Source organism: Streptomyces sp. NPDC033131 (assembly GCF_055578365.1).
This window is the reverse complement of record NZ_JBVIPA010000020.1, coordinates 104,176-130,901: the sequence shown is the minus strand read 5'-3', so window position 1 is coordinate 130,901 and position 26,726 is coordinate 104,176. Positions and strand designations below refer to the sequence as shown.

Genomic DNA, 26,726 nt, shown 5'->3' with positions numbered 1-26,726 from the left:
CTCACAGATGGGGGCTATTCGCGTACGGCGATCCCGTCCAGCACCATCGACAGGTACTGCCGGGCGATCTCCTCCGGGCTGTGCTGTCCGCCGGGCCGGTACCAGGACGCGGCGACCCACACCGTGTCGCGCACGAACCGGTAGGTGAGCCGGACGTCGAGGTCGGCCCGGAACACCTCGGCGGCGACCCCGCGTTCCAGCGTGGACAGCCACGCCTTCTCGAACCTGCGCTGTGACTCTGCGAGGAACGCGAACCGCTCCTGCGCGACCAGCTGCTTGCTCTCCTTCTGGTAGATCGCGACGGCGGCGCGGTGCCGGTCGATCTCCCGGAACGACTCGGTGACCAGGGCTTCGAGGGTCTCGCGCGGCCCGAGCTCACCGCCCAGGACGGTGTCGTAGCCGTCCCACAGCTCGTCGAGGAAGGTCCGCAGGATCTCCTCCAGCATCGATTCCTTGGAGTCGAAGTGGTAGTAGAGGCTGCCCGCGAGCATGCCCGCGTGGTCCGCGATCTTGCGGACGGTGGTGGCGTTGTAGCCCTGCTCGGCGAAGACCTCGGCGGCGGTGCCGAGGAGTTCGCGACGGCGGTCGCGAGCGGAGCCGGCCGCGGGCGGCTCTGTGGCGGTCACCTGGGGGCTCTTCTTCGTAGGAGGCACGGATCCATTCTCGTCCTGGGCGTGAACTAGGCGTGCTGGCTGCTGACGGAGACGACCTCGCCCGTCAGGTACGAGGAGTAGCCCGACGCCAGGAACACGATGACGTTGGCCACCTCCCACGGCTCGGCGTACCGCCCGAAGGCCTCGCGCGAGGTCAGCTCCTCCAGCAGTTCCGCCGAGGTCACCTTCACCAGATGCGGATGCATGGCGAGGCTCGGCGACACGGCGTTGACCCGCACGCCGTACTCGGCCGCCTCCATCGCCGCACACCGGGTCAGCGCCATCACGCCCGCCTTCGCGGCGGCGTAGTGCGCCTGCCCGGCCTGGGCGCGCCAGCCGACGACGGAGGCGTTGTTGACGATCACGCCACCGGTGCCTCTCATCAGGCGAAGGGCTGCCCGCATGCACCGGAACGTGCCGTTCAGCGTCACGTCCAGCACGGTCGACCACTGCTCGTCGGTCATGTCGACGAGATCCGAAGTGCCGCCGAGACCCGCGTTGTTGACGACGACGTCCAGCCGTCCGTGTTCCCGCACGGCGGCGTCGAACAGGGCCCGCACCTGTGTCTCGTCGGTGACATCGCACGGGAGTGCCGCCACCGCCCCGGGGAATTCCCGGCTCAGCTCGCTCTCGTGCTCCTTCAGTCGCCGCGCGTGCGCGTCGCTGATCAGCACGCGCGCTCCCTCCTCCAGGAAGCGGCGCGCGGTCGCCCCGCCGATCCCCGCGCCGGCTGCCGCGGTGATGACGGCCGTGCGCCCGCCGAGCAGCCCGTGCCCGGGAACGTACGCGGGAGCCTCGACGTTCGTCATGACAGCACGCTAACCTACCAAACACTTGTTAGGGAAGGAGGGTGACCGTGGACCTGGCCCACTCCCCCGCCGACGAGGCGTTCCGCGCCGAGGCCCGGGCCTGGCTGCACGCGCACGTGCCGTCCGCTCCCCTCCCCTCTCTGGAGACCGAGGAGGGCTTCGCGGCGCACCGCGCGTGGGAGGCCGAACTCGCCGCTGACCGCTGGTCGGTGGTGAACTGGCCGACGCCGTACGGCGGCCGGGACGCGGGCCTGATCCGGTGGCTGCTCTTCGAGGAGGAGTACTACGCGGCGGGCGCACCGGGAAGGGTCGGCCAGAACGGCGTCAACCTCCTCGCCCCGACCCTCTTCGACCACGGCACCGAGGAGCAACGCGCGCGTGTGCTCCCGCCCATGGCCGCGGGCGAGGTGGTCTGGGCGCAGGCCTGGTCGGAGCCGGAGGCGGGGTCGGACCTGGCGTCCCTGCGGTCGAGGGCGGTCCGTACGGACGGCGGCTGGCTGTTGAGCGGGCAGAAGACCTGGTCCTCGCGCGCGGCCTTCGCGGACCGCGCGTTCGGCCTGTTCCGCAGCGAGCCCGACGCCTCCAAGCGCCACCAGGGCCTCACCTACGTGATGTTCGACCTGCGCGCCCGGGGCGTCACGGTCCGCCCGATCGGGCGCCTGGACGGAAAGCCGGCCTTCGCGGAGCTCTTCCTGGACGAGGTGTTCGTGCCCGACGAGGACGTGATCGGCGAGCCCGGGCAGGGCTGGCGGGTCGCCATGTCGACAGCCGGCAACGAACGCGGTCTGACCCTGCGCTCCCCCGGCCGCTTCCTCGCGAGCGCCGCCCGGCTGGCCGAGCTCTGGCAGGCACTGGGCCGCCCGCCGGGCGCCGGCCATCGCGTGGCCGACGCCCTCATCGGTGCCCGCGCCTACCAGCTCTTCACCTACGCCGCCGCCTCCCGGTTCCTCGACGGCGAGTCGATCGGCCCCGAGTCCAGCCTGAACAAGGTCTTCTGGTCCGAGTACGACATCGCGCTGCACGAAACGGCACTCGACCTCCTCGGTCCGGACGGCGAGTCGGCCGACACCCCCTGGTCCGAGGGCTACGTCTTCTCCCTGGCCGGCCCGATCTACGCGGGCACCAACGAGATCCAGCGCGACATCATCGCCGAACGCCTGCTGGGCCTGCCGAAAGGACGCCGCTGATGCGCTTCCTGCTGGACAGCGACCAGCGCGCGTTCGCCGGCGCGCTGGACGCGATGCTGACAGCGGCGGACACCCCTTCGGTGGTACGGGACCGGAGCCGGGGCGAGCACGCGAGCGGCCGTGCGCTGTGGCGCCGCATCGCGGAGGCGGGCGTGTTCGCGCTGGCGGTACCGGAGGCGTACGACGGGCTGGGCCCGCGTCCTGTGGAACTCGCCGTCGCCTTCGTGGAGTTGGGGAGGCACGCGGTGCCGGGCCCGTTGGCGGAGACGGTGGCGGCAGCCGCGCTCCTCACCGCCCTGGACGACACGGGCCCGGCCAAGCGCCTGCTGCCCGCCCTGGCCTCGGGCGAGTCGACGGCGACCCTGGCGGTGGGGCCGTACGCGCTGGACGCGGACATGGCCGACGTACGGCTGGCGGTGTCGGGGGCGGGCGAGCTGCGCCTGGCCCCTGCGCCCGGTGCCCCGCGCCCCTCCCTCGACCCCGCCCGTCGGCTTTTCGCTCCACCGCCCGGGGGAGAACTCCTCGCCAACGGCCCGCAGGTCACCACGGCCACCGCCCTGGCTCTCACCTGGGCCCGCCTCGCCACCGCCGCCCAAGCCCTCGGCGTCGGCCTCGCCCTCCTCGACAGAGCCGTCGCGTACGTCAAGCAGCGCGTCCAGTTCGGTGTCCCCGTCGGCTCGTTCCAGGCCGTCAAGCACCAGCTGGCGGACGCGAAGACCGCTCTGGAGTTCGCGCGCCCTCTGCTCTTCGGCGCCGCCCTGACGATGACCGAGCAGGACGTCGCCGCAGCCAAGGTCACGGCCTGCGAGGCGGCGTACACCACCGCTCGCACGGCCCTCCAACTGCACGGCGCGATCGGCTACACGGCGGAGTACGACCTGTCCCTCTGGCTCACCAAGGCCCGAGCGCTGCGCACCGCCTGGGGCAGCCCGGACGAGTGCCGGGCAACCGTGCTCCTCAGTGGTGGTGATCGCCGCTCGTGAGCTCCCGGTACTCCTCGGCCGTGGGTTTCGCGATCCGCTTGTCGGGCCCGAACATCGCCCTGGCCAGCCGTGCCCGCATCCGCTGGGAGGCCTTGACCCGCCGCCGTACACCGCCCGCGTCGACGAGCGGCCCGATCTCGTACGGCGGCTCCTGCTCGTGCTGGGTGAGCGTGTACAGCTGTGCCTGCGAGAGGGGTTCGTGGACCTCGACGAACTCCCCGTGCGGGAGCCGTTTGACGGTGCCGGACTCCCTGCCGTGCAGCACCTTGTCACGGTCGCGGCGCTGGAGTCCGAGACAGATCCGTTTGGTCACCATGAAGGCGAGGACCGGCGCGACGAAGACGGCGACGCGCACGAACCAGGTGATCGCGTTGATGGACAGATGCAGATGGGTGGCCACGATGTCGTTGCCGCCGCCGATCAGCAGCACCGCGTACAGAGTCAGCCAGGCGACGCCGAGACCGGTGCGCACGGGTGCGTTGCGCGGCCGGTCCAGGATGTGGTGCTCGCGTTTGTCGCCGGTGATCCACGCCTCGATGAACGGATACACGCCGATGGCGATCATGATCAGCGGGAAGAGGGAGAAGGGGATGAAGACGCCCAGCTCCAGGGTGTGACCCCAGAAGTTGATCTCCCATCCCGGCATCACCCGGATCAGCCCCTCGGAGAAGCCCAGGTACCAGTCGGGCTGGGCGCCGGTGGTCACCAGGTCCGGGCGGTACGGCCCGAAAGCCCATACGGGGTTGATCTGCGCGAGGCCGCCCAGGATCGCCAGCATGCCGAAGACCAGGAAGAAGAAGCCGCCCGCCTTCGCCATGTAGACCGGCAGGAAGGGCATGCCGACGACGGACTTGTTGTCGCGGCCGGGCCCCGGGTACTGCGTGTGCTTGTGGTAGAAGACCAGGATCAGGTGGGCGACCACCAGGCCGAGCATGATCCCGGGGAGCAGCAGGATGTGGACCGGGTACAGCCGCGCGATGAAGTCCTCCCCGGGGAACTCCCCGCCGAAGAGGAAGAACGCCAGGTACGTTCCCACGACCGGCACGGACAGGATCGCGCCGTGTGCGAAGCGCAGCCCGGTGCCGGACAGCAGGTCGTCGGGGAGCGAGTAGCCGGTCAGGCCGGTGAGGATGCCGAGGAACAGCAGGGTCCAGCCGAACACCCAGTTGAGCTCGCGGGGCTTGCGGAAGGCGCCGGTGAAGAACACCCGCATCATGTGCACCATCATGCCGGTGACGAAGACCAGCGCGGCCCAGTGGTGGATCTGCCGGATGAGCAGCCCGCCGCGCACCTCGAAGCTGATGTCGAGCGTGGACTCGTAGGCCCGGGTCATCAGGACGCCGTTGAGCGGTTCGTAGGAGCCGTTGTAGACGACCTCGCTGGTGCTCGGATCGAAGAACAGGGTGAGGTAGACACCGGTGAGGATCAGGACGAGGAAGCTGTAGAGGCAGACCTCGCCCAGCATGAACGACCAGTGGTCCGGAAAGACCTTGCGCATGTTGGCCTTGGCCAGCGCGTAGAGCCCGAGCCGCCCGTCGGCCCAGTCGGCGAGCTTCTCGCCCGTGGCGGGGGGCTCCCTGCGGGAGCGGGCGGAACCCCTCGTCTCGTCCACCGGTGGTACGCCGTCCATACGTCGTCGCCTCCCCGTCGGATCCCATCCAGATTGACACGACGGTCATCCCTGGGCCAACGGTGCGAGCGGACGAGTGAGCAGGGAACGTCACCCGCACATGCGGCGGCGCCTGCCCATGTCCGGTCGGGGACTGGGGCAGGCGCCGTCTCGTGTTCCGTACGCCGTTGTACGGGACGTTTTTCCCCTGTGGCCGTCAGACCATCAGCGAGCGGTCCGTCGGACGGATCGGGGCGTGCAGCTCACTGGTACCGGTCAGGAACCGGTCCACGCCACGCGCGGCGGAGCGGCCCTCCGCGATCGCCCAGACGATGAGCGACTGGCCGCGGCCGGCGTCACCGGCGACGTACACGCCCGGCACGTTGGTCTGGAAGTCGGCGTCGCGGGCGATGTTGCCGCGCTCGTCGAGCTCCAGACCGAACTGCTCGACCAGGCCGTTCTCGCGGTCGGTGCCGGTGAAGCCCATGGCGAGGGTGACCAGCTGGGCGGGGATCGTGCGCTCCGTGCCCGGCTTCGGGGTCAGCTTGCCCTCGATGAACTCGACCTCGCTGAGGTGCAGCCACTGGACGTTGCCGTCCTCGTCACCCTCGAAGTGGGTGGTGGAGACGGAGTAGACCCGCTCGCCGCCCTCCTCGTGCGCGGAGGTGACCTTGTAGAGCATCGGGAAGGTCGGCCACGGCTGGGAGACCGGGTTCCGGTCCTCGTTCGGGCGGGGCATGATCTCCAGCTGGGTGACCGAGGCCGCGCCCTGACGGTGGGCGGTGCCCACGCAGTCGGCGCCGGTGTCGCCGCCGCCGATCACGACGACGTGCTTGCCCTCGGCCGAGATCGGGGGCGCCACGAAGTCGCCCTCCTGCACCTTGTTGGCCAGGGGCAGGTACTCCATGGCCTGGTAGATGCCCTTGAGCTCGCGGCCGGGGACCGGAAGGTCACGCGCGGTCGTGGCACCGGCGGCGATGACGATCGCGTCGTACCGCTTCTTCAGGTCGGTCGCCTTGAGGTCGCGGCCGATCTCGATGCCGGTACGGAAGCGGGTGCCCTCCGCGCGCATCTGCTCGATACGGCGGTTGATGTGCCGCTTCTCCATCTTGAACTCGGGGATGCCGTACCGGAGGAGGCCTCCGATGCGGTCCGCGCGCTCGTAGACGGCGACGGTGTGGCCGGCCCGGGTCAGCTGCTGGGCGGCGGCCAGGCCCGCCGGGCCCGAGCCGATGACCGCGACGGTCTTGCCCGACAGGCGCTCGGGCGCCTGCGGGGCGACGTCACCGGTCTCCCACGCCTTGTCGATGATCGAGACCTCGACGTTCTTGATGGTCACCGGCGGCTGGTTGATGCCGAGCACACACGCCGACTCGCAGGGAGCGGGGCACAGCCGGCCCGTGAACTCCGGGAAGTTGTTCGTGGCGTGCAGGCGCTCGGAGGCGTTCGCCCAGTCCTCGCGGTAGGCGTAGTCGTTCCACTCGGGGATCAGGTTCCCCAGCGGACAGCCGTTGTGACAGAACGGGATGCCGCAGTCCATGCACCGGCTGGCCTGCTTGCTGATGATCGGCAGCAGGGAGCCGGGGACGTAGACCTCGTTCCAGTCCTTCAGGCGTACGTCGACGGGGCGGGACCTGGCGACCTCGCGCCCGTGGTTCAGAAAGCCCTTCGGGTCAGCCATTGATCGCCGCCTCCATCATCTTCTCGGTGATCTCGGTCTCGGTGAGACCCGCTCGCTCGGCGGCGTCCTTGGCGGCGAGCACTGCCTTGTACGTGCTGGGGATGATCTTGCTGAAGCGCTCCACGGAGACGTCCCAGTTGGCGAGCAGCTTCTCGGCGACCGTCGAGGCGGTCTCCTCGGCGTGGCGGCGCACCACGTCGTGCAGCCACTGCTTGTCGGTGTCGTCCAGCGCCTCGACGGCGTCCACGTTGCCGACGTTGACGTTGTCGCGGTTCAGGTCGATGACGTACGCGACACCGCCGGACATGCCGGCCGCGAAGTTGCGGCCCGTCTCGCCCAGCACCACCGCGTGACCGCCGGTCATGTACTCGCAGCCGTGGTCGCCCACGCCCTCGGAGACCACGGTCGCGCCGGAGTTGCGGACGCAGAACCGCTCGCCGGTGCGGCCGCGCAGGAACAGCTCCCCGCCGGTCGCGCCGTAGGCGATGGTGTTGCCCGCGATCGTCGAGAACTCGGCGAGGTGGTCGGCGCCCCGGTCGGGACGGACGATCACCCGGCCGCCGGACAGGCCCTTGCCGACGTAGTCGTTGGCGTCGCCCTCCAGGCGCAGCGTGACACCGCGCGGCAGGAAGGCGCCGAAGGACTGGCCGGCGGAGCCCGTGAAGGTGATGTCGATGGTGTCGTCGGGCAGGCCCGCGCCACCGAACTTCTTCGTCACCTCGTGGCCGAGCATGGTGCCGACCGTGCGGTTGATGTTGCGGATCGCGACCTGGGCGCGCACCGGCTGGGCGTCGGTCGCGGAGTCCGCGGCCAGGGCGTCGCCGGCGAGCCTGATCAGCTCGTTGTCGAGCGCCTTCTCCAGGCCGTGGTCCTGCTGGATGACCTGGTGCAGCGGGGCGCCCTCGGGCAGCTCGGGCACGTAGAAGAGCGGGGACAGGTCCAGGCCCTGCGCCTTCCAGTGGTCGACCGCGCGGGTCACGTCGAGGGTCTCGGCGTGGCCGACGGCCTCCTCGATGGAGCGGAAGCCCAGCTCGGCGAGGATCTCGCGGACCTCCTCGGCGATGAACTGGAAGAAGTTCACCACGTACTCGGCCTTGCCGGTGAACCGGTCGCGCAGGACCGGGTTCTGGGTGGCGATGCCGACCGGGCAGGTGTCCAGGTGGCAGACGCGCATCATGACGCAGCCGGAGACGACGAGCGGCGCGGTCGCGAAACCGAACTCCTCGGCGCCGAGCAGCGCGGCGATGACGACGTCACGGCCGGTCTTGAGCTGGCCGTCGGTCTGCACGACGATGCGGTCGCGCAGGCCGTTGAGCAGCAGCGTCTGCTGGGTCTCCGCGAGACCCAGCTCCCAGGGACCGCCCGCGTGCTTCAGCGAGGTGAGGGGCGAGGCGCCGGTACCGCCGTCGTGGCCGGAGATGAGCACCACGTCCGCGTGCGCCTTGGACACACCCGCCGCGACCGTGCCGACGCCGACCTCGGAGACCAGCTTCACGTGAATCCGCGCCTGCGGGTTCGCGTTCTTCAGGTCGTGGATCAGCTGGGCCAGGTCCTCGATCGAGTAGATGTCGTGGTGCGGCGGCGGGGAGATCAGACCGACACCCGGGGTGGAGTGACGGGTCTTGGCGACCCACGGGTAGACCTTGTGGCCGGGCAGCTGGCCGCCCTCGCCGGGCTTGGCGCCCTGGGCCATCTTGATCTGGATGTCGTCCGCGTTGACCAGGTACTCGGAGGTCACGCCGAAGCGGCCGGAGGCGACCTGCTTGATCGACGAGCGGCGGGCCGGGTCGTACAGACGGTCCGCGTCCTCGCCGCCCTCACCGGTGTTGGACTTGCCGCCCAGCTGGTTCATGGCGATGGCGAGCGTCTCGTGGGCTTCCTTGGAGATGGAGCCGTACGACATGGCGCCCGTCGAGAAGCGCTTGACGATCTCGCTGACCGGCTCGACCTCGTCGATGGAGATCGGCTGCCGGCCGGAGGTGAAGCCGAACAGGCCGCGCAGCGTCATCAGGCGCTCGGACTGCTCGTTCACGCGCTCGGTGTACTTCTTGAAGATGTCGTACCGGCCGCTGCGCGTGGAGTGCTGGAGGCGGAAGACGGTCTCCGGGTCGAACAGGTGCGGCTCGCCCTCGCGGCGCCACTGGTACTCGCCGCCTATCTCCAGTGCGCGGTGGGCCGGCGCGATGCCGCTGGCCGGGTACGCCTTGGCGTGGCGGGCGGCGACCTCCTTGGCGATGACGTCGATGCCGACGCCGCCGATCTTGGTGGCCGTACCGCTGAAGTACTTGGTGACGAACTCGGCGTCCAGGCCGACCGCTTCGAAGACCTGGGCGCCGCGGTAGGACGCGACGGTGGAGATGCCCATCTTGGACATGACCTTCAGGACGCCCTTGCCGAGGGCGTAGATCAGGTTGCGGATGGCCTGCTCGGCCTCGATGTCCGACAGGAAGGTGCCCGCGCGGACCAGGTCCTCTACGGACTCCATGGCCAGGTACGGGTTCACGGCCGCGGCGCCGAAGCCGATCAGCAGGGCGACGTGGTGGACCTCGCGGACGTCACCGGCCTCGACCAGCAGACCCACCTGGGTGCGCTGCTTGGTGCGGATGAGGTGGTGGTGGACGGCCGCGGTGAGCAGCAGCGACGGGATCGGCGCGTGCTCGGCGTCGGAGTGGCGGTCCGACAGGACGATGAGGCGGGCGCCGTTGTCGATGGCGGCGTCGGCCTCGGCGCAGATGTCGTCCAGGCGTGCGGCGAGGGCTTCGCCGCCGCCGGAGACCCGGTACAGGCCGGACAGGGTCGCGGCCTTCATGCCGGGCATGTCGCCGTCGGCGTTGATGTGGATGAGCTTGGCGAGCTCGTCGTTGTCGATGACCGGGAAGGGCAGCAGGACGCTGCGACAGGACGCGGCGGTCGGCTCCAGCAGGTTGCCCTGCGGGCCCAGCGACGAGCGCAGGCTCGTGACCAGTTCTTCCCGGATGGCGTCCAGCGGCGGGTTGGTGACCTGCGCGAACAGCTGGGTGAAGTAGTCGAAGAGCAGTCGCGGACGCTCGCTCAGCGCGGCGATCGGCGAGTCGGTGCCCATCGAACCGATCGGCTCGGCACCGGCCTTGGCCATCGGTGCCAGGAGGATGCGCAGCTCCTCCTCGGTGTAGCCGAAGGTCTGCTGACGGCGGGTGACCGAGGCGTGCGTGTGCACGATGTGCTCGCGCTCGGGCAGGTCGGACAGCTCGATCTCGCCGGCTTCCAGCCACTCCGCGTACGGCTTCTCGGCGGCGAGCTCGGCCTTGATCTCGTCGTCCTCGATGATGCGGTGCTCGACGGTGTCGACGAGGAACATCCGGCCGGGCTGCAGACGGCCCTTGCGGACGACCCTGGCCGGGTCGATGTCGAGGACGCCGACCTCGGAGCCGAGGACGACGAGGCCGTCGTCGGTGACCCAGTAGCGGCCCGGGCGCAGACCGTTGCGGTCGAGGACCGCGCCGACCTGCTTGCCGTCGGTGAAGGTGACGCAGGCCGGCCCGTCCCAGGGTTCCATCATCGTGGCGTGGAACTGGTAGAAGGCCCGCCGGGACGGGTCCATGGAGTCGTGGTTCTCCCACGCCTCCGGGATCATCATCAGCACGGAGTGCGGCAGTGAACGGCCGCCCAGGTGCAGGAGTTCCAGGACCTCGTCGAAGGACGCGGAGTCGGAGGCGTCCGGCGTGCAGATGGGGAAGACCCGGTCGATCGTGTCCTGGCCTCCGAACAGGTCGGAGACGATCTGGGACTCGCGGGCGGCCATCCAGTTGCGGTTGCCCTTGACGGTGTTGATCTCACCGTTGTGCGCGACGAAACGGTACGGGTGCGCGAGCGGCCAGCTCGGGAAGGTGTTCGTCGAGAAGCGCGAGTGGACCAGCGCGATGGCCGACGCGAAGCGGCGGTCGGACAGGTCAGGGAAGAAGGGCTCCAGCTGGCCGGTGGTCAGCATGCCCTTGTAGACGATCGTCCGCGCGGACAGCGACGGGAAGTACACGTCGACCTCGCGCTCGGCGCGCTTGCGCAGCACGAACGCCTTGCGGTCGAGGGTGATGTCCGTCGAGGAACCGTCCGCGACGAAGATCTGCCGGAAGGCGGGCATCGTGGAACGGGCGGTGGCGCCGAGCAGCTCGGGGGCGACCGGCACGTCGCGCCAGCCGAGGACCGTCAGGCCCTCCTCCGCGGCGATCGTCTCAATGCGTGAGACGGCGTCTTCGGCGCCGTTCTCCGGCAGGAAGGCGATACCGACCGCGTACGCACCGGCCGCGGGCAGCTCGAACGCGGCCACCTCGCGGAAGAAGGCGTCCGGCACCTGGGACAGGATGCCCGCCCCGTCACCCGAGTCGGGCTCGGAGCCGGTGGCACCGCGGTGTTCCAGGTTGCGCAGAACAGTCAGCGCCTGCTCGACCAGCGCGTGGCTCGCCTCGCCGGTGAGGGTGGCCACAAAGCCGACGCCACAGGCGTCGTGCTCGTTGCGGGGGTCGTACATACCCTGCGCAGCAGGGCGAGCATCCATGAACGACCGGTTCTGGCCATTCGTGGAGTGCTGGGACGGCTGGCGCGGCGTACGCATCGGCTCTCCCGTCGTCGTCATGTGGCATATGCAGATTGCCGAGGGACGACGTTGGCCCTCTGCGTGAGTGCAAAATTTCGTGCAGGTTACATGATGGAGCGGTTCTCGGGAACCGGATACTCCGTTCCAACATGCGGACGCCGCGGGGTCGCGGCGGGGGTACCGCGCTCGGCGGCGCAAGGTATAGGGGGATCGAAGCGGACAGATCAATGTCCGTCGACCCGAGGGGGCGGAGAGAGCGTCGTCGCCCACCCCGCGGGTGCGCCGCGGGCCTCATTGCCCACAGCGCTTACGGCTCATGCCCGGTGGTTAAGCATTCGAAACCAGCGAGTAACGGCTACTTATACGGCCCATCGCATAACTTGCAGCCGACCTATCCTACGACCGTTCCGAACAGGCTGCCCAGGGCGTACGTCACACCGGCCGCGGCACCCCCCAGAACGAGCTGCCGCAGCCCGCTGAACCACCAGGTCCGTGCCGTCACCTTGGCCACGACCGCACCGCAAGCGAAGAGTCCGAAGAGCGCGAGCAGCACGGCGGGCCACAGGTCGCCGGAGCCGAGCAGATACGGCAGTACGGGAAGCAGGGCGCCCAGCGCGAACGCCCCGAACGAGGAGACGGCGGCGACCAGCGGCGACGGCAGGTCACCGGGGTCGATGCCCAGTTCCTCGCGAGCGTGTATCTCCAGCGCCTGCTCGGGGTCGCGGGACAGCTGCCGGGCCACCTCCCGGGCCAGCTCCGGCTCGACTCCCCGCCCTTCGTACAGGGCCGCGAGTTCGGCCTCTTCGTCCTTCGGGTGCTTCCTCAGCTCCCTGCGCTCCACGTCCAGCTCGGCCTCGACGAGCTCGCGCTGCGAGGCGACCGAGGTGTACTCGCCGGCGGCCATGGAGAAGGCGCCGGCGGCGAGCCCCGCGAGCCCGGTGATGACGATGGTCTGCTGACCCACCGAACCGCCCGCGACACCGGTCATCAGGGCGAGGTTGGAGACCAGCCCGTCCATCGCGCCGAAGACGGCGGGCCTGAGCCAGCCACCGTTCACATCCCGGTGCGTGTGGTTGTCGCGGTGCGCCTCGTGCAGTGGCGCCTCGGTTTCGATGATGGCCATACGGTCCCCCAGGGAGCTTGTCCGGACGTCTTGCCCGGGTTCTTGTTCGGCTGCTTGTCTGTCTATTTGGACTTCTTCTAGTTTTCGACAACAAAGAGACTACGCTTCCGAATTCCGGTCCGCCAGCAAGGAAAGGCTCGGCTAACCTGCGATTTTACCTTCGGACGCTCATTCGATCGGGAGAGTGCACAAATGTCGACCGGGTGATGCTGAGGCCTCGGAGGCTCTCGCGAACCGCTCCGGTGGGACACATCCGCAAAGGGCTCCGCCCCCTGCGGGAAGCCCTCGGAGGAGAGGCCGCGTATGGCATCGATCGCCTGCATTCCCCCGGTCCCGGCGCCCGGCAACGCCGCCGAACTCCGTGAGCGGGCCCGCGGCGCCCTGCTCGGCCTGGCCGTGGGAGACGCCCTCGGCGCCCCCGCGGAGAACATGAAGCCCTCCGAGATCCGCGCCCGCTGGGGCCGTATCACCGGCTACGTCGCGGACAACCCGTCCGGCACGGACGACACCGAGTACGCGATCTTCTCCGGCCTCCTGCTGGCCCGGCACGGTTCGGCCCTCACCCCGGCCCACGTCGAGGCGGCCTGGCACGAGTGGATCGCGGACCGCGACGAAGGCCCCTTCCGGGGCGCCGGCTTCAGCGAACGCGGCACGCTGGAGAACCTGCGCCGCGGCCTCGCGGCCCCCATCTCCGCCCAGCACCGCCACGCCTGGAGCGACGGCCTGGCCATGCGCGCGGCCCCCTTCGGCGTCTTCGCCTCCGGCCGCCCCGCCGAGGCGGCCCGCCTGGTGGCGATCGACGGCTCGGTGAGCCACGAGGGCGAGGGCATCTACGGCGGCCAGGCGGTCGCTGCGGGTGTCGCGGCGGCGATGGCGGGAGCACCGACGATCGCCGTGGTCGCCTCGGCCCTGGCGGTCGTGCCCGACGACTCGTGGACGGCCCGCTCGCTGCGCCGCGCGGTGGCGGTGGCCCACCGCGGCGAACGCGCGGTCCGCTCGGCGGTCGTGGTCGGCGGCTACCCCTGGACCGACCTGGCCCCCGAGGCGGTCGCCCTCGCCTTCGGCGCCTACGCGGCCGCCGACGGCGACTTCGTCCAGGCGGTACTCACCGCCGTCAACATGGGCCGCGACGCCGACACCACCGCGGCGGTGGCGGGCGCCCTGGCCGGCGCCACCCACGGCGCCCTGGCGATCCCGGCCGACTGGGCCGCGGCGATCGGCCCGGCACGCGGCAGCTGCCTGCCGTCCATGGCGGGCCACCACGTCCTGGACGTGGCGGAGCTGCTGACGCCGGGCGAGGACGGGAGATGGGGCGCGGGGGGCTTCGTACCGAGCGAGATCCCGGTCGAGAGCGTGAACGAGATCCTGAACAAGACGGAGGCCCTCTCATGACCCCGCTGCTCGCACCCGCGGCCGCCGAAGGCGAGGAACCCTCACAGGGGCCACTCGCACCACCCGACGACGAAAGCCGCACGGGTGGTGCGGGTGGGAACACAAAGGCCGAAGGCGAGGCCGAGGCCCCGGCAACCCACCACCGCACCCCACGCCGCATCGAAGGCCTCCTGCTCGGCCTCGCCGCAGGCGACGCCGCCGGCTGGCCCGCCGCCCGCCACCGCGCCGCCCGCATGCCCGACTGGACCCGCCGCCTGACCCGCGAACTCGACACCTTCGCCGAACAGAACGCGACGACGACCCTCCCCGTCCCCATCGCCCTGAACCAACCGCCCGAACCCCTGCGGCTCGGCCCCTCCGACGACGCCGAGTGGGCGGTCTTCGTGGCGGAAGCGGTCCTGCGCGCAGGCGACGACACCCTCCTTCCCGACCTCAGCCGGGAACGCCGCACCCGTGCCGCCATCGACCTCACCTGGAGCGCCCTGGCCGGCGAGGTCGCCGCGGCGGCCGACCGCGCCCCCGAGATCGAGTCCGCGGTGATCCCCCTGCGCGCCCGCATCTCCGTCCGCGCCGGCCTCGGCAACCTCGCCACCGGCCTGCGCCCGCCCGCCACCGGCCACGACAACCCGCACTACTTCGACGACGCCGCCTGCGTACGGGCCTGCGTCCTGGCCGTGGCCCACCCCGGCGACCCCCGACTCGCGGCGGAACTCGCCGAGTTCGACGCCCGCTACACCCAGGACGGCGACGGTGTGCACGGCGCCCGCGCGATGGCCGCGGCACTCGCCCTCGCCCTGGCGGGAGCCGACGTACATGCCTGCGTCACCGCCGCCCTCGCGGAACTCCCCGAGTCCACCGAGATCGGCCGCAACGCCCGCCACGCCCTGGGACTCGCCGAGGACGCCGAGAGCGCCTTCGCCCTCGTCCCTCTCCTGGAGCACCAGATCGTCGACCACGTGTACAGCTACGGCATCGCCGCCGCCGAGACGGTCCCGGTCGCCCTGGCCCTGGCCCGCGCGGCGAAGGGCCGGATCGCGGAGGCGGTACCGGCAGCGGCCTGCCTGTCCCGCGTCGCCGACTCGGCCCCTGCCCTCGCGGGCGCCCTCACCGGCGCCCTGGGCGGCGGCGGGTCGATCCCCGCTGCCTGGCGCGACAGCTGCCGCACCCTCTCGGGCTGCGTGCTCCCCCGCCTCACCGGCACGGACCTGGTGGAACTCGCCGAACTCCTGGAAGCCGCACAACCGGCCCCGCCAGGGGGATGATTCGGGGCATGACACCCAAAGAGGAAAAAGCTCACGCGTCGGGTCTGGACGAACGCATCACCGGCACCCTCGTCGGCGCGGCCGTCGGCGACGCGCTGGGCGGCCCCGTGGAGGGCTACTCCCCCGAGCAGATCGTCGAGCGCCACGCCGGCCGCGTCCACGGCATCGTCGGCCCCTGGAACGGTGACGCCTGGCGTACGGCCCGCCCCATCGCGCCGTACCACAAGGGCGACGGCCACGTCACCGACGACACCTTGATGACCCACGCGCTGGTACGGGTGTACGCGCGGGTCCGCGACCACCTGGACGCGTACGCGATCGCGGATCACCTGGTGCCGGACCTGATGACGAACCCGCGCTGGATCCCGGAGCTGGAGGCGGAGGCGCTGTTGCTGCACCGCGTCTTCCTGGCGGAGAAGTGGCTGGTGGCCCGCCTCCACTACGGCCACGTCGACCCCCGCGAGGCAGGCGTCGGCAACATCGTCAACTGCGGCGCGGCGATGTACATGGCCCCGGTCGGCCTGGTCAACGCGGCCGACCCGGCGGGCGCGTACGCCGAGGCGCTGGACATCGCGGGCGCCCACCAGTCGTCGTACGGCCGTGAGGCGGCGGCCGTCTTCGCGGCGGCGGTGGCGGCGGCGAGCACGCCCGGTGCCACGCCGGACTCGGTCGTCTCCGCCTGCCTGGCCCTGGCGAAGGACGGCACCCGGGCGGCGATCGAGGAGGTCTGCGAAACGGCCGCGCAGCACACGGACTTCGAGTCCGCGCTGGCCCCGCTGCGCGAAGCGGTGGCCCCGTACGACACGGTCGGCCCCGACTACCGGCAGCCCTCTCTCGGCGCCCGCCGCCCCTCCCGCCTGCACACGATCGAGGAACTGCCGGTCGCCCTGGGCATGCTGGTTCTCTCCCGCGGCGACTACCGCCACGCGGTCCTGGGCGCGGTGAACTACGGCCGCGACTGCGACTCCATCGCCACGATGGCGGGCGCGATGGCGGGCGCCCTGGGCTGCCCGGTGCCGCAGGACTGGGCGAAGCAGGTCTCGGAAGCCAGTCGCCTGGACCTGTGGGAACCGGCGACCACCCTCACGACCGTCACCCGCGAGATCTTCCGACGGGACGTGACCCGCCGCCGGTCCCACGAGGCGGCCCGCACCGAACTCGGAGCCTGAGATGCTCCGCCTCACCTGGGTCCAGCCCGAGGACCTGATCGGCCACGAACTCCACCAGGCGGCCCAGGACGGCCGCGAGCCGTCGGCGATCGCGGCGAGATGGAGGGCGGCGGGCGGCAAGGAAGCCCCCCTGCGAGCGGGCGCCTCGCCGGAACCGGTCTCGAGATACCTACGGCAGCTCGCCGAGGACCTGCTGGACGAACTGGCGGACCTGCCGAGCAGGCTGGCGGACCGCGAGCCCACGGACCTCGCGCGAATCAAGGCCGTCTGCCCGGCCTGGCCCACACAGCCTGCGGGCAGTCGTGCGGGGGCGGCCCGGACGGACCTCGCAGGCGGCCAGGCCCGCCTGGAAGCCGCCTGGCTGGGCAGAGCCGTCGGCTGCCTCCTCGGCAAACCCGTCGAGAAGCTCCCCCTGGAAGCCATCCGCCGCCTCGCCCGATCCACCGGCAACTGGCCCCTGAACACGTACTTCACCGCCCGAGGAGTCCCCACCGAACTCCTGACGGCGCACCCCTGGAACCGCCGCTCGGCACAAACCTCCCTCGCCGAGAACATCGACGGCATGCCGGAGGACGACGACCTCAACTACCCCCTCCTCAACCTCCTCCTGCTCCAACGCCACGGCAAGTCCTTCACCACCAAGGACGTGGCATCCCTCTGGCTGGACGAACTCCCGGCCGGCCGCACGTTCACCGCCGAACGCATCGCCTACCGCAACCTCCTCACCGGCCTGGAACCCCCGCGTACGGCCCGCCACCGCAACCCCTTCCGCGAATGGATCGGCGCCCTGATCCGCGCCGACGTCCACGGCTGGACCAACCCCGGCGACCCCGCGGCCGCCGCGGAGCAGACCCACCGGGACGCCACCCTCACCCACACCGCCAACGGCGTCTACGCGGCGATGTTCGTCGCGGCCACCATCGCCCGGGCAGCCACCGGCACCCACGACGTCCACACCTGTCTGCGCACGGGCCTCACCGTCATCCCGCCGGCCTCCCGCCTGGCACAGGCCGTCACCCACGCCATGCAACTGGCCCGGGAACACGACGACTTCGACACCATCGTCGACGCGCTCCACGCCACCCACGCGCCGACCCACCACTGGGTCCACGCCATCCCCAACACCGCCCTGATCGCCGCCGCCCTCACCCACGCGGACGGCGACTTCACCGGCTCCATCTGCCGTGCCGTTGCGGGAGGCTGGGACACCGACTCCAACGGCGCCACCACCGGCAGCATCGCCGCCCTCCTAGCCGGCACCCCCGCCGCCCTCCCCGACCGCTGGACGGCCCCTCTCAAGAACCGTCTGTCCACGTCCGTCGGCGACTTCAACGGCACCGGGTTCGACACACCGGCCCGCCTCACCCACGAGCTCACCCACCTGGAGGCACCCCGCCCATGACCCACATCGTCGTGCTCGGCAGCACGAACATGGACCTCGTCGCCTACGTCGAGAAGGCCCCGCAGCGCGGAGAGACCGTGACGGGCCGGGAGTACCGCACGATCCCCGGCGGCAAGGGCGCCAACCAGGCGATCGCAGCGGCCCGCGCGGGCGCCACCGTCGCGATGATCGGCGCGGTCGGCAACGACGCGTTCGGCGCGCGCCTGCGCTCCACCCTGGAGCTCCCCCACTCTCGGCTTCGCTCGAGCGGGGGGACCCCCATCGGCGTGAACACCGACCACCTGCGCACCACCGAGGGCCCCTCCGGCACCGCGCACATCGTCGTGGACGACGAGGGCGGCAACGCGATCGTCGTGATCCCCGGCGCCAACGGCACCGTCGACCACCTCGCCCCCGGCGACGAGGGCCTGATCGCCTCCGCCGACGCCCTGCTCCTCCAACTGGAGATCCCCCTGGCCGCGGTCCTCGCGGGCGCCCGGGCGGCCCGCGAACACGGAGTGCGTACGGTCCTCACCCCCGCGCCCGCCCAGCCACTGCCCCCCGAACTCCTCGCCGCCACCGACCTGTTGGTGCCGAACGAACACGAAGCCGCCGCCCTCACCGGCCTCACCGACCCGCACAGCGCGGCCGCCGCCCTGCTGGATCGGGTCCCGGAGGTGGTCGTCACCCTGGGCGCGGCCGGCAGCCGCTACGCGGCCGGCGGAGCCGAGCCGTTCACCGTCCCCGCCCCGCGGGTCACCGCCGTGGACTCGACCGGCGCGGGTGACACCTTCGTCGGCGCCCTGGCCGTGGCCCTCGGCGAGGGCCGCCCGACGCGCGAGGCACTGGAGTGGGCGGCCACGGCTGCCGCGCTCTCCGTACAGCGTCCGGGCGCCTCCGCCTCGATGCCGTACCGCTCCGAGATCGAAGCGGGGTACACCGCATGACACCAGACCACCGCAGGACGGCGGACCAGCCCATGAGCGCAGACCGGCCCACGGCCCCCGCCCCCCTCACCGGCCTGCGCGTCCTCGACCTCGCCACCCTCTTCGCCGGTCCCCTCGCCGCCACGATGCTCGGCGACTTCGGCGCGGAGGTCATCAAGATCGAGCACCCGGCCAAGCCCGACCCCTCCCGGGGGCACGGCCCCTCGAAGAACGGCGTGGGTCTGTGGTGGAAGCTGCTCGGCCGCAACAAGCGCACGATCACGCTGAACCTCTCCAAGCCGGCCGGCCGCAGCACCCTCCTCCGCCTCGCCGCGACCGCGGACGTCGTGATCGAGAACTTCCGCCCCGGCACCCTGGAGAAATGGGACCTCGGCTGGGAGGAACTGTCGGCCGCCAACCCCCGCCTGGTCCTCACCCGGGTCACCGGCTTCGGCCAGTTCGGCCCGTACGCGCACCGCCCCGGCTTCGGCACCCTCGCCGAGGCGATGAGCGGCTTCGCCGCGATCACCGGCGAACCGGACGCGCCCCCGACGCTCCCGCCGTTCGGCCTCGCCGACTCGATCGCCGGCCTCGCCACGGCGTACGCGGTGATGACGGCGCTCGCCGCCCGCGACCGCACCGGCGAGGGCCAGGTCGTCGACATGGCGCTGATCGAACCGATCCTGCTGGCCCTGGGCCCGCAGCCCCTCTGGTACGACCAGCTCGGCCACGTCCAGCCGCGCACCGGCAACCGCTCCCAGAACAACGCCCCGCGCAACACCTACCGCACGGCGGACGGCACCTGGGTCGCCGTCTCCACCTCCGCCCAGTCGATCGCCGAGCGCGTGATGTGCCTGGTCGGCCGCCCGGAGCTGATCGACGAGCCGTGGTTCGCCACAGGCGCCGAGCGAGCCGCGCACTCCGACATCCTCGACGAGGCGGTCGGCTCCTGGATCGCCGAGCGCACCCGCACCGAGGTCCTCGCGGCGTTCGAGAAGGCGGAGGCGGCCGTCGCCCCGATCCAGGACGTCAGGGACGTGATGGCCGACCCGCAGTACCAGGCCCTCGACACCGTCACCACGGTCGACGACCCCGAACTGGGCCCCCTCCGCATGCAGAACGTCCTGTTCCGCCTCTCCGCCACCCCGGGCGCGATCCGCTGGACGGGCCGCCCGCACGGCGCCGACACCGCGGAGGTCCTGGCCGAACTGGGCCTGACACCGGCGGACCTCGACGCCCTGCGGGAGGAGGGCACCGTATGACGGCATCCCCGCTCACCTGGCTGTACGTCCCCGGCGACCGCCCGCGCGTGGTCACCAAGGCCCTCGCCTGCGGCGCCGACGTCGTCGTGATCGACCTGGAGGACGCGGTCGCCCCCGACCGCAAGGAGTACGCCCGCGAGGCCACCGCCGAACTCCTCTCCGAGCCGCAGCCGGTACCGGTCCACGTCCGCGTGAACGCCCTGGACGGACCGTTCGCGGCGGCGGATCTGGCGGCGGTGGCGGCCCTCCCGGGCGTGCGTGGTCTGCGCCTGCCGAAGGTGACCTGCCCCGCGCAGATCATCCGCGTCGCCGAGGACACGGCCCCCGCCGACGGTGGCGGGCCCCCGCTCCACGCTCTCCTGGAATCGGCCCTCGGTATCGAACGCGCCTACGCCATCGCCTGTGCACACCCGGCCCTGCGCGGCATCGCCGTCGGCGAGGCGGACCTCCGCGCCGACCTGGGCGTGCGGGACGACGCGGGCCTCGACTGGTGCCGCTCCCGCGTGGTGGTCGCCGCGCGGGCGGCGGACCTCGCCCCGCCACCCCAGTCGGTCCACCCCGACATCCGTGACCTGGACGCCCTCGCCGCGTCCTGCGTCCACGGCCGCGCCCTCGGCTTCCTCGGCCGCGCCGCCATCCACCCACGGCAGCTCCCGGTCATCGAACGGGCCTACCTGCCCACGGAGCAGGAGATCGAGGAAGCGGAGACGATCGTCAAGGCGGCGACGACGGACCAGGGCGCCCAGGCGCTGCCGGACGGAAGATTCGTCGACGCGGCGGTGGTGGCGGCAGCGCGACGCACGCTGTCACTGGCCCGCCGGAACCACACATGACTGAGGGCGCCCGGAGATCCCAGGGCGCCCTCGTCGATGTGCGACCGGCCGTCAGGTCTTCTTCCCCGACCCGGCCTCGTTCTTGACCTCGTTGTCAGCCTCTGCCTCGGCTTCCGACTCGGCCCCGTCCCCGGCCTTCTCGTCGGCCTCGGTGCCGTCCCCGGGCTCGCCGCCGGAGGCACTGTCACCGTCGGCGGGCTCGGCGCCCGGCTCGACCACCGCTTCCCGGCCCGGCCGCTTCTTCGCCGACAGCACGAGGTAGACGACCGCGAGCACGAACACGACCATCGCGGTCCAGTTGTTCAGGCGCAGGCCCAGGATGTGGTGGGCGTCGTCGACGCGCATGTACTCGATCCAGAACCGGCCCGCGCAGTACGAGGCGACGTACAGCGCGAAAGCCCGGCCGTGGCCCAGCTTGAAGCGGCGGTCGGCCCAGATGACGAGCAGGGCGACGCCGATGCACCACAGCGACTCGTACAGGAACGTCGGGTGGTAGTAGCCGGGCACCCGGCCGTCCGCGGACGAGGTGATGTGCAGGGCCCAGGGGAGGTCGGTCTCCTTGCCGTACAGCTCCTGGTTGAACCAGTTGCCCCAGCGGCCGATCGCCTGGGCGAGGGCGATACCCGGGGCGAGGGCGTCGGCCCAGGCGGGCAGGGGGATGCCCCGGCGGCGGCAGCCGATCCAGGCACCCACCGCACCGAGCGCGATCGCGCCCCAGATGCCGAGACCGCCTTCCCAGATCTTGAAGGCGTCCACCCAGTCACGGCCCTCGCTGAAGTACAGCTCGTAGTCCGTGATCACGTGGTACAGCCGGCCGCCGACCAGACCGAACGGCACGGCCCAGACCGCGATGTCGGCCACCGTGCCGGCCCGCCCTCCCCGGGCGAGCCAGCGCTTGTTGCCGAGCCAGACGGCTACGAAGACGCCGATGATGATGCAGAACGCGTAGCCGCGCAGCGGAATGGGGCCGATGTACAGCACCCCGCGCGACGGGCTGGGAATGTAGGCAAGTTCCATGGCAAGGTCGACGCTACCGTGCCGGACCGGGCCCACGGCGGGCAGCCCGGCTACGGGTCCATAACGGGCGGGTGTGAAAGCTCCTCAACCGCCGGTCACGCCGTGTCGGCCTCCTGCACCAGCTGCTTCAGCTTCGCCGGGGTCATGGTCTGGTCCTGGTAGATGTTCTTGCCGTTGAGGATCACCGTCGGCGTGCCGCTGAAGCCGCCGTTGCGGAAGGCCGCGGCGGACTTCTCGACCCAGCTGTTGTGGGTGCCCTTCTCGACACACGTACGGAACGCGGTCGTGTCGAGGCCGTCGACCTTGGCCGCCAGCTCGATGAGCTTGCCGGTCCGGGCGAAGGCGTCGTCGGTCTCCGGGGGCTGGTTGTCGAACAGCACGTCGTGGTACGCCGTGAACTTTCCGGCGTCCTGTGCGCAGGCGGCGGCGTTGGCCGCCGTGCGGGAGCCGGTGCCGCCCATGTTGCCGTCGATGATCGTCGCCAGGTGGTACTCCACCTTCAGCTGCCCGGAGGCGGTCAGCTCGTGGATCACCGGCCGGTACGCGGTCTCGAAGGCCTTGCAGGCCGGGCAGCGGAAGTCCTCCCAGATGGCGAGCGTCGACTTGGCGCTCTCCTGGCCGGCCGGGATGGCGAGGCTGTCCTTGCCCTTGGCCCCCGAGGGCACCACGACCGGGCCCGCGGAGTCACTGCCGTCGTCCTTGCCCACGTTCGCCGCGACCACGCCGATCACTGCCGCGAGACCCAGGACGCAGACCACGCTCGCGCCCACGATCAGCACCCGGCGCCGCTTCTCCGCGGACTTCTGTTTCTCGCGCTCTTCCGCCAGCCGCTCCCGGGCGGTGCGCTTTCCCTCTCGATTCTTCTCGCTCACATCCCGCAGAACGAACCGGGGAGGCGCACCGCGCCTCCCCGGTCCCAGGTCCACCCGTTCGAGTGACCCGTACGAAATGTCCCGCCTTGCTACGCCTTCCCGCGCACGCCCTTCGCGAGCTCACCGGCGAGCGCGCGGACCGCCTCGACCCCGGCGGTGTCGTCCGGCGCGTCCAGCATCCGCTTGACGAAGGCCGAACCGACGATCACGCCGTCTGCGAAGCCGGCGACCTCGGCGGCCTGCCCCGCGTCGGAGACGCCGAGCCCGACGCAGACCGGCAGGTCGGTGCCGGTGGCCCGGGTGCGCTGCACCAGGTCCTGGGCCTGCTCGCCGACCGACGCGCGGGTGCCGGTGACGCCCATCAGCGAGGCGGCGTAGACGAATCCGCTGCCCGCCGCGGTGATCTTGGCGAGCCGCTCGTCCTTGCTGCTGGGCGCCACCACGAAGACCGTCGCGAGCCCGTGCTTGTGCGCGTGCTCCCTCCACAGCGCCGACTCCTGCACGGGCAGGTCGGGCAGGATGCACCCGGCGCCGCCCGCCTCGGCGAGCTCGGCGGTGAAGCGCTCGACGCCGTAGCGGTCGATCGGGTTCCAGTACGTCATCACGAGCACCGGCTTCCCGGTCGCCTCGTGGGCCTCGCGGACCGTCCGCATGACGTCCGCGATCTTGACGCCGCCGCGCAGGGCGATGTCGTCCGCGGTCTGGATGACCGGGCCGTCGAGGACCGGGTCGCTGTGCGGCAGACCGACCTCGACGATGTCCGCGCCGCCGTCGAAGACGGCCTTGATCGCCTCGATGCCGCCGTCCACGGTCGGGAACCCGGCCGGGAGGTAGGCGATGAGCGCGGAACGCCCCTCCGCCTTGGCGGCGGCGAGGGTGTCGGCCAGCAGTTGGATGTTCCCGCTCACTTGGCGTCCCCCTCGATCTCGGCGGTGTCGACGTCCTGGTCGGCGGCGACCTGGGCGTCGGTGTCGTACAGGTCGAAATAGCGGGCGGCCGTGTCCATGTCCTTGTCGCCGCGCCCGGACAGGTTGACCACGATCAGCCCGTCCTTGCCGAGCTCCCTGCCGACCTCCAGCGCACCGGCCAGCGCGTGGGCGCTCTCGATGGCCGGGATGATGCCCTCGGTCCGCGACAGCAGACGCAGGGCCTGCATGGCCGCGTCGTCGGTGACCGCGCGGTACTCGCCGCGGCCGCTGTCCTTGAGGTAGGCGTGCTCGGGGCCGATGCCCGGGTAGTCCAGACCTGCCGAGATCGAGTACGGCTCGGTGATCTGGCCCTCCTCGTCCTGGAGGACGTACGACCGCGACCCGTGCAGGATGCCGGGCTCGCCGGCCGTCAGGGTCGCCGCGTGCTCGCCGGTCTCCACCCCGTGCCCGGCGGGCTCGCAGCCGATGAGGCGTACGTCCGCGTCCGGGATGAAGGCGTGGAAGAGGCCGATGGCGTTGGAGCCGCCGCCGACGCAGGCGATGGCGGCGTCGGGCAGGCGTCCGGCGCGCTCCAGGATCTGGCGGCGGGCCTCGACGCCGATCACCCGGTGGAAGTCGCGCACCATGGCCGGGAAGGGGTGCGGTCCGGCCACGGTCCCGAACAGGTAGTGGGTGCGGTCGACGTTGGCGACCCAGTCGCGGAACGCCTCGTTGATCGCGTCCTTCAGCGTGCGGCTGCCGGACTTCACGGCGATGACCTCGGCGCCGAGCATCCGCATCCGGGCCACGTTGAGGGCCTGGCGCCGGGTGTCGATCTCACCCATGTAGATGGTGCACTCGAGCCCGAACAGCGCGCAGGCGGTGGCGGTCGCGACGCCGTGCTGACCGGCGCCGGTCTCGGCGATGACGCGGGTCTTGCCCATGCGCTTGGTGAGCAGCGCCTGGCCCAGCACGTTGTTGATCTTGTGTGAGCCGGTGTGGTTGAGGTCCTCGCGCTTGAGGAACACCCGGGCGCCACCGGCGTGTTCGGCGAACCGCCGCACCTCGGTGAGGGAGCTGGGCCGGCCGGTGTAGTGGACGAGGAGGTCGTCGAGTTCGCGCGCGAACTCGGGGTCCCCCTTCGCCTTCTCGTACTCGACGGCGACCTCGTCCACGGCGGCGACGAGCGCCTCCGGGATGAACTTGCCGCCGAACGCGCCGAAGTAGCCTTCGGTGCTGGGGATCCGGCCCTCGGGGTCGGGAATGAAGAACTCGCTGGGCATGCTTGAGCCTCACGGTGAGTGTGGTGGACAGACACGTGTCGCCGTGGGGGCGGGGTTCGTCAGTCGGCCGTGGGCCGGCTGTGGCGTGTCGCGCGCATGCGGCGGAGCCGCATGGTCAGAACTGCCCCGCGCCCCTCGCGGGGCGCTGCCATCGCATGCCGTTCACCTGGCCCGGCTCGTCACCGATGACGTACCGCACCCGACGCCCGTGCACCCTGCGTGCGGGCGCACGGCAGCCGCGGGGCCGGCAGCCGCGCGCCAGGCGGGCGTACCGGTCCGGGGTCGTCAGGGTGATCGGGAGCGTCATCGCGGTCAGTTTAGCGAGCCGTCAGCCCCGGCCGTGCCGGAGTGCGGGGTGCTCGCCCGCCGCCACCAGGTCGGCGACCGCCGTCTTGGGGTCCTTGCCGGTCACCAGGGACTCGCCCACCAGGACCGCGTCGGCACCGGCGTTGGCGTACGCGATCAGGTCGTGCGGGCCGCGGATGCCGGACTCGGCGATCTTGACGAGGTGGTCCGGGATCTCCGGCGCCAGCCGCTCGAAGGTCGTGCGGTCGACCTCCAGCGTCTTCAGGTTGCGCGCGTTGACGCCGATCACCTTGGCGCCCGCGTCCACCGCGCGCTCCACCTCGTCCTCGTCGTGCACCTCGACGAGCGGGGTGAGCCCGATCGACTCGGCGCGCTCGACGAGGGACTCGAGCGCCGGCTGGTCCAGGGCGGCCACGATGAGCAGCGCGAGGTCGGCGCCGTAGGCCCGGGCCTCCCACAGCTGGTACGAGGTGACGATGAAGTCCTTGCGCAGCAGGGGGATGTCCACGCGCGCGCGGACCGCTTCGAGGTCCGCCAGCGAGCCGCCGAAGCGGCGCTCCTCGGTCAGTACGGAGATGACGGCGGCGCCGCCCGCCTCGTAGTCCGCGGCGAGGCCGGCCGGGTCGGCGATCGCGGCCAGCGCGCCCTTGGACGGGCTGGAGCGCTTGACCTCGCAGATGACCTTGACGCCGTCGCCCCGCAGTGCGGCGAGCCCGTCCTTGGCCGCGGGAGCCTTCGCCGCGCGCTCCTTGAGCTCGTCGAGGCTGACGCGCGCCTGCCGTTCCGCGAGGTCGGCACGGACTCCGTCGATGATCTCGTCGAGCACACTCACGCGAGCGGCCCCCTTCCAGACGGTTGACTGTTCAAGCGGTAAAGCTTCTGTCGACCGGACCGCCTCATCAGACGAAACGGGTGGTCACCTCGATGGTATCCGCAGGAGGGCGTAGGCCTCGCATCCGGTTGACGCCGGTCCCACTACCTGGACCTTCGTCAATTGATCAAGGGTGTAGCCAGCCACCGAACGGCAGGTTCCGGACAACCGTGAAGACCAGCACCAACGCGCCGAGACTCCACAGCTGCACCGGCCCGAGAACGATCCTCGCCGGCCGTCCGCGCACCGCACGGACCACCCAGACGGTCCACACCACCGCGAAGGCGAAGTAGCCGACGACCGCCAGGGCGTTGTCGCCGAGCGCCGCGACGAAGTCCCCGTGGACGAAGGCGTGCGCGCTGCGCAGCCCGCCGCAGCCCGGGCAGTAGATGCCGGTGAGGCGCAGCAGCGGGCAGACGGGGTAGTGGCCGGGCTGGTTGGGGTCCACGGTGCCCACGTACGCGAAGGCCCCGACGACCGCCGCGAGGACTCCCGCCGGCACGGCCAGCCGTCCCGGCACGCCCTTGTCGGGGGCGTCGCAGGGCGATGTCGTCCGGGTGCTCCGGCTGTCGGCGTCCACGCCCGCATTGTGCCCTGTACGAGCCCCTGGACGCGCGTGAGGGGCGGCC

The 26,726-nt window shown here is 71.5% G+C and carries 22 protein-coding genes; 9 read left to right on the top strand and 13 right to left on the bottom strand.

Annotated features, from left to right (window positions below; translation table 11 throughout):
- Nucleotides 1–14: 14 nt before the first annotated feature.
- Together ACZ5XS_RS25095 and ACZ5XS_RS25090 are read right to left on the bottom strand one after the other, a co-directional pair.
- A complete protein-coding gene (locus ACZ5XS_RS25095) occupies nt 15–653 on the bottom strand; it encodes a TetR/AcrR family transcriptional regulator (RefSeq protein WP_468654811.1) in 639 nt (212 codons plus the stop codon).
- 26 nt (nt 654–679) lie between these two features.
- A complete protein-coding gene (locus tag ACZ5XS_RS25090) occupies nt 680–1,462 on the bottom strand; it encodes an SDR family oxidoreductase (protein ID WP_468654809.1) in 783 nt (260 codons plus the stop codon).
- A gap of 47 nt (nt 1,463–1,509) precedes the next feature.
- On the opposite strand from ACZ5XS_RS25090, the gene ACZ5XS_RS25085 reads away from it, so the two are divergent.
- Nucleotides 1,510–2,649 carry an acyl-CoA dehydrogenase family protein gene (locus tag ACZ5XS_RS25085; protein WP_468654807.1) on the top strand — a complete coding sequence of 380 codons (1,140 nt, stop codon included), beginning with the start codon at nt 1,510–1,512 and terminating at the stop codon, nt 2,647–2,649.
- Entirely contained in the window at nt 2,649–3,632 is a 984-nt protein-coding gene (locus ACZ5XS_RS25080) for an acyl-CoA dehydrogenase family protein (protein WP_468654805.1), read from the top strand. Before ACZ5XS_RS25085 ends, ACZ5XS_RS25080 begins: the two co-directional genes overlap by 1 nt.
- Here ACZ5XS_RS25080 and qcrB read toward each other — a convergent pair.
- From qcrB to ACZ5XS_RS25060, 4 genes are all read right to left on the bottom strand, one after another.
- Entirely contained in the window at nt 3,607–5,262 is a 1,656-nt protein-coding gene (gene qcrB, locus ACZ5XS_RS25075; RefSeq protein WP_468654803.1) for a cytochrome bc1 complex cytochrome b subunit, read from the bottom strand. The genes ACZ5XS_RS25080 and qcrB overlap by 26 nt on opposite strands.
- 196 nt (nt 5,263–5,458) lie before the next feature.
- The gene (locus ACZ5XS_RS25070) at nt 5,459–6,922 is read right to left on the bottom strand and encodes a glutamate synthase subunit beta (protein WP_468654801.1); all 1,464 of its coding nucleotides are present in this window, start codon (nt 6,920–6,922) and stop codon (nt 5,459–5,461) included.
- On the bottom strand, nt 6,915–11,510 hold the full coding sequence (gene gltB, locus ACZ5XS_RS25065) for a glutamate synthase large subunit (protein WP_468654876.1): 4,596 nt from the start codon (nt 11,508–11,510) through the stop codon (nt 6,915–6,917). The genes ACZ5XS_RS25070 and gltB overlap by 8 nt, the downstream gene beginning before the upstream one ends.
- A 373-nt stretch (nt 11,511–11,883) precedes the next feature.
- Nucleotides 11,884–12,615: a VIT1/CCC1 transporter family protein gene (locus tag ACZ5XS_RS25060; protein ID WP_468654799.1), complete on the bottom strand. Its 732-nt coding sequence runs from the start codon at nt 12,613–12,615 to the stop codon at nt 11,884–11,886.
- Between the two features lie 303 nt (nt 12,616–12,918).
- On the opposite strand from ACZ5XS_RS25060, the gene ACZ5XS_RS25055 reads away from it, so the two are divergent.
- The 7 genes from ACZ5XS_RS25055 to ACZ5XS_RS25025 are packed head-to-tail and all read left to right on the top strand — an operon-like array spanning nt 12,919 to nt 20,840.
- Nucleotides 12,919–14,007 (top strand): ADP-ribosylglycohydrolase family protein, encoded by a 1,089-nt coding sequence (locus ACZ5XS_RS25055; protein WP_468654797.1) that lies wholly within the window; start codon nt 12,919–12,921, stop codon nt 14,005–14,007.
- On the top strand, nt 14,004–15,269 hold the full coding sequence (locus ACZ5XS_RS25050) for an ADP-ribosylglycohydrolase family protein (protein ID WP_468654795.1): 1,266 nt from the start codon (nt 14,004–14,006) through the stop codon (nt 15,267–15,269). Before ACZ5XS_RS25055 ends, ACZ5XS_RS25050 begins: the two co-directional genes overlap by 4 nt.
- Before the next feature lie 8 nt (nt 15,270–15,277).
- Nucleotides 15,278–16,438 (top strand): ADP-ribosylglycohydrolase family protein, encoded by a 1,161-nt coding sequence (locus ACZ5XS_RS25045; protein ID WP_468654793.1) that lies wholly within the window; start codon nt 15,278–15,280, stop codon nt 16,436–16,438.
- A 1-nt stretch (nt 16,439) separates the two neighbouring features.
- A complete protein-coding gene (locus tag ACZ5XS_RS25040; protein ID WP_468654791.1) occupies nt 16,440–17,840 on the top strand; it encodes an ADP-ribosylglycohydrolase family protein in 1,401 nt (466 codons plus the stop codon).
- Nucleotides 17,837–18,766, top strand: coding sequence for a ribokinase (locus tag ACZ5XS_RS25035; protein ID WP_468654789.1), 930 nt, complete (start codon nt 17,837–17,839; stop codon nt 18,764–18,766). Before ACZ5XS_RS25040 ends, ACZ5XS_RS25035 begins: the two co-directional genes overlap by 4 nt.
- Before the next feature lie 32 nt (nt 18,767–18,798).
- Nucleotides 18,799–20,007, top strand: coding sequence for a CaiB/BaiF CoA transferase family protein (locus tag ACZ5XS_RS25030; protein WP_468654787.1), 1,209 nt, complete (start codon nt 18,799–18,801; stop codon nt 20,005–20,007).
- Entirely contained in the window at nt 20,004–20,840 is an 837-nt protein-coding gene (locus ACZ5XS_RS25025) for an HpcH/HpaI aldolase/citrate lyase family protein (RefSeq protein WP_468654785.1), read from the top strand. The genes ACZ5XS_RS25030 and ACZ5XS_RS25025 overlap by 4 nt, the downstream gene beginning before the upstream one ends.
- A 51-nt stretch (nt 20,841–20,891) precedes the next feature.
- Here ACZ5XS_RS25025 and lgt read toward each other — a convergent pair whose 3' ends face one another.
- The 7 genes from lgt to ACZ5XS_RS24990 form a co-directional block, all read right to left on the bottom strand.
- Nucleotides 20,892–21,857: a prolipoprotein diacylglyceryl transferase gene (gene lgt / locus ACZ5XS_RS25020; RefSeq protein ID WP_468654783.1), complete on the bottom strand. Its 966-nt coding sequence runs from the start codon at nt 21,855–21,857 to the stop codon at nt 20,892–20,894.
- A 95-nt stretch (nt 21,858–21,952) separates the two neighbouring features.
- A complete protein-coding gene (locus ACZ5XS_RS25015; protein WP_468654781.1) occupies nt 21,953–22,729 on the bottom strand; it encodes a DsbA family protein in 777 nt (258 codons plus the stop codon).
- Nucleotides 22,730–22,818: 89 nt separating this feature from the next.
- Nucleotides 22,819–23,637, bottom strand: coding sequence for a tryptophan synthase subunit alpha (gene trpA, locus ACZ5XS_RS25010; RefSeq protein WP_468654779.1), 819 nt, complete (start codon nt 23,635–23,637; stop codon nt 22,819–22,821).
- Complete coding sequence (gene trpB / locus ACZ5XS_RS25005) at nt 23,634–24,920, bottom strand: tryptophan synthase subunit beta (protein WP_468654777.1); 1,287 nt, start codon at nt 24,918–24,920, stop codon at nt 23,634–23,636. Before trpB ends, trpA begins: the two co-directional genes overlap by 4 nt.
- 115 nt (nt 24,921–25,035) lie before the next feature.
- Nucleotides 25,036–25,227 (bottom strand): tryptophan biosynthesis modulator TrpM, encoded by a 192-nt coding sequence (gene trpM, locus ACZ5XS_RS25000; RefSeq protein WP_468654775.1) that lies wholly within the window; start codon nt 25,225–25,227, stop codon nt 25,036–25,038.
- A gap of 21 nt (nt 25,228–25,248) precedes the next feature.
- The gene (trpC, locus tag ACZ5XS_RS24995; protein WP_468654773.1) at nt 25,249–26,058 is read right to left on the bottom strand and encodes an indole-3-glycerol phosphate synthase TrpC; all 810 of its coding nucleotides are present in this window, start codon (nt 26,056–26,058) and stop codon (nt 25,249–25,251) included.
- 166 nt (nt 26,059–26,224) lie between these two features.
- A complete protein-coding gene (locus ACZ5XS_RS24990; protein WP_468654771.1) occupies nt 26,225–26,677 on the bottom strand; it encodes a DUF2752 domain-containing protein in 453 nt (150 codons plus the stop codon).
- Nucleotides 26,678–26,726 lie beyond the last annotated feature (49 nt).

Excerpts from the sequence above, each read along its gene's own strand:
- ACZ5XS_RS25025 (WP_468654785.1), top strand. The coding sequence starts at position 20,004 with ATGACGGCATCCCCGCTCACCTGGCTGTACGTCCCCGGCGACCGCCCG.
- ACZ5XS_RS25070 (WP_468654801.1), bottom strand. The coding sequence starts at position 6,922 with ATGGCTGACCCGAAGGGCTTTCTGAACCACGGGCGCGAGGTCGCCAGG.
- ACZ5XS_RS25080 (WP_468654805.1), top strand. The coding sequence starts at position 2,649 with ATGCGCTTCCTGCTGGACAGCGACCAGCGCGCGTTCGCCGGCGCGCTG.
- ACZ5XS_RS25040 (WP_468654791.1), top strand. The coding sequence starts at position 16,440 with ATGCTCCGCCTCACCTGGGTCCAGCCCGAGGACCTGATCGGCCACGAA.
- gltB (WP_468654876.1), bottom strand. The coding sequence starts at position 11,510 with ATGCGTACGCCGCGCCAGCCGTCCCAGCACTCCACGAATGGCCAGAAC.
- ACZ5XS_RS25030 (WP_468654787.1), top strand. The coding sequence starts at position 18,799 with ATGAGCGCAGACCGGCCCACGGCCCCCGCCCCCCTCACCGGCCTGCGC.
- lgt (WP_468654783.1), bottom strand. The coding sequence starts at position 21,857 with ATGGAACTTGCCTACATTCCCAGCCCGTCGCGCGGGGTGCTGTACATC.
- ACZ5XS_RS25050 (WP_468654795.1), top strand. The coding sequence starts at position 14,004 with ATGACCCCGCTGCTCGCACCCGCGGCCGCCGAAGGCGAGGAACCCTCA.
- ACZ5XS_RS25035 (WP_468654789.1), top strand. The coding sequence starts at position 17,837 with ATGACCCACATCGTCGTGCTCGGCAGCACGAACATGGACCTCGTCGCC.
- trpB (WP_468654777.1), bottom strand. The coding sequence starts at position 24,920 with ATGCCCAGCGAGTTCTTCATTCCCGACCCCGAGGGCCGGATCCCCAGC.
- ACZ5XS_RS25090 (WP_468654809.1), bottom strand. The coding sequence starts at position 1,462 with ATGACGAACGTCGAGGCTCCCGCGTACGTTCCCGGGCACGGGCTGCTC.
- qcrB (WP_468654803.1), bottom strand. The coding sequence starts at position 5,262 with ATGGACGGCGTACCACCGGTGGACGAGACGAGGGGTTCCGCCCGCTCC.
- ACZ5XS_RS25055 (WP_468654797.1), top strand. The coding sequence starts at position 12,919 with ATGGCATCGATCGCCTGCATTCCCCCGGTCCCGGCGCCCGGCAACGCC.
- trpM (WP_468654775.1), bottom strand. The coding sequence starts at position 25,227 with ATGACGCTCCCGATCACCCTGACGACCCCGGACCGGTACGCCCGCCTG.
- ACZ5XS_RS25060 (WP_468654799.1), bottom strand. The coding sequence starts at position 12,615 with ATGGCCATCATCGAAACCGAGGCGCCACTGCACGAGGCGCACCGCGAC.
- ACZ5XS_RS25045 (WP_468654793.1), top strand. The coding sequence starts at position 15,278 with ATGACACCCAAAGAGGAAAAAGCTCACGCGTCGGGTCTGGACGAACGC.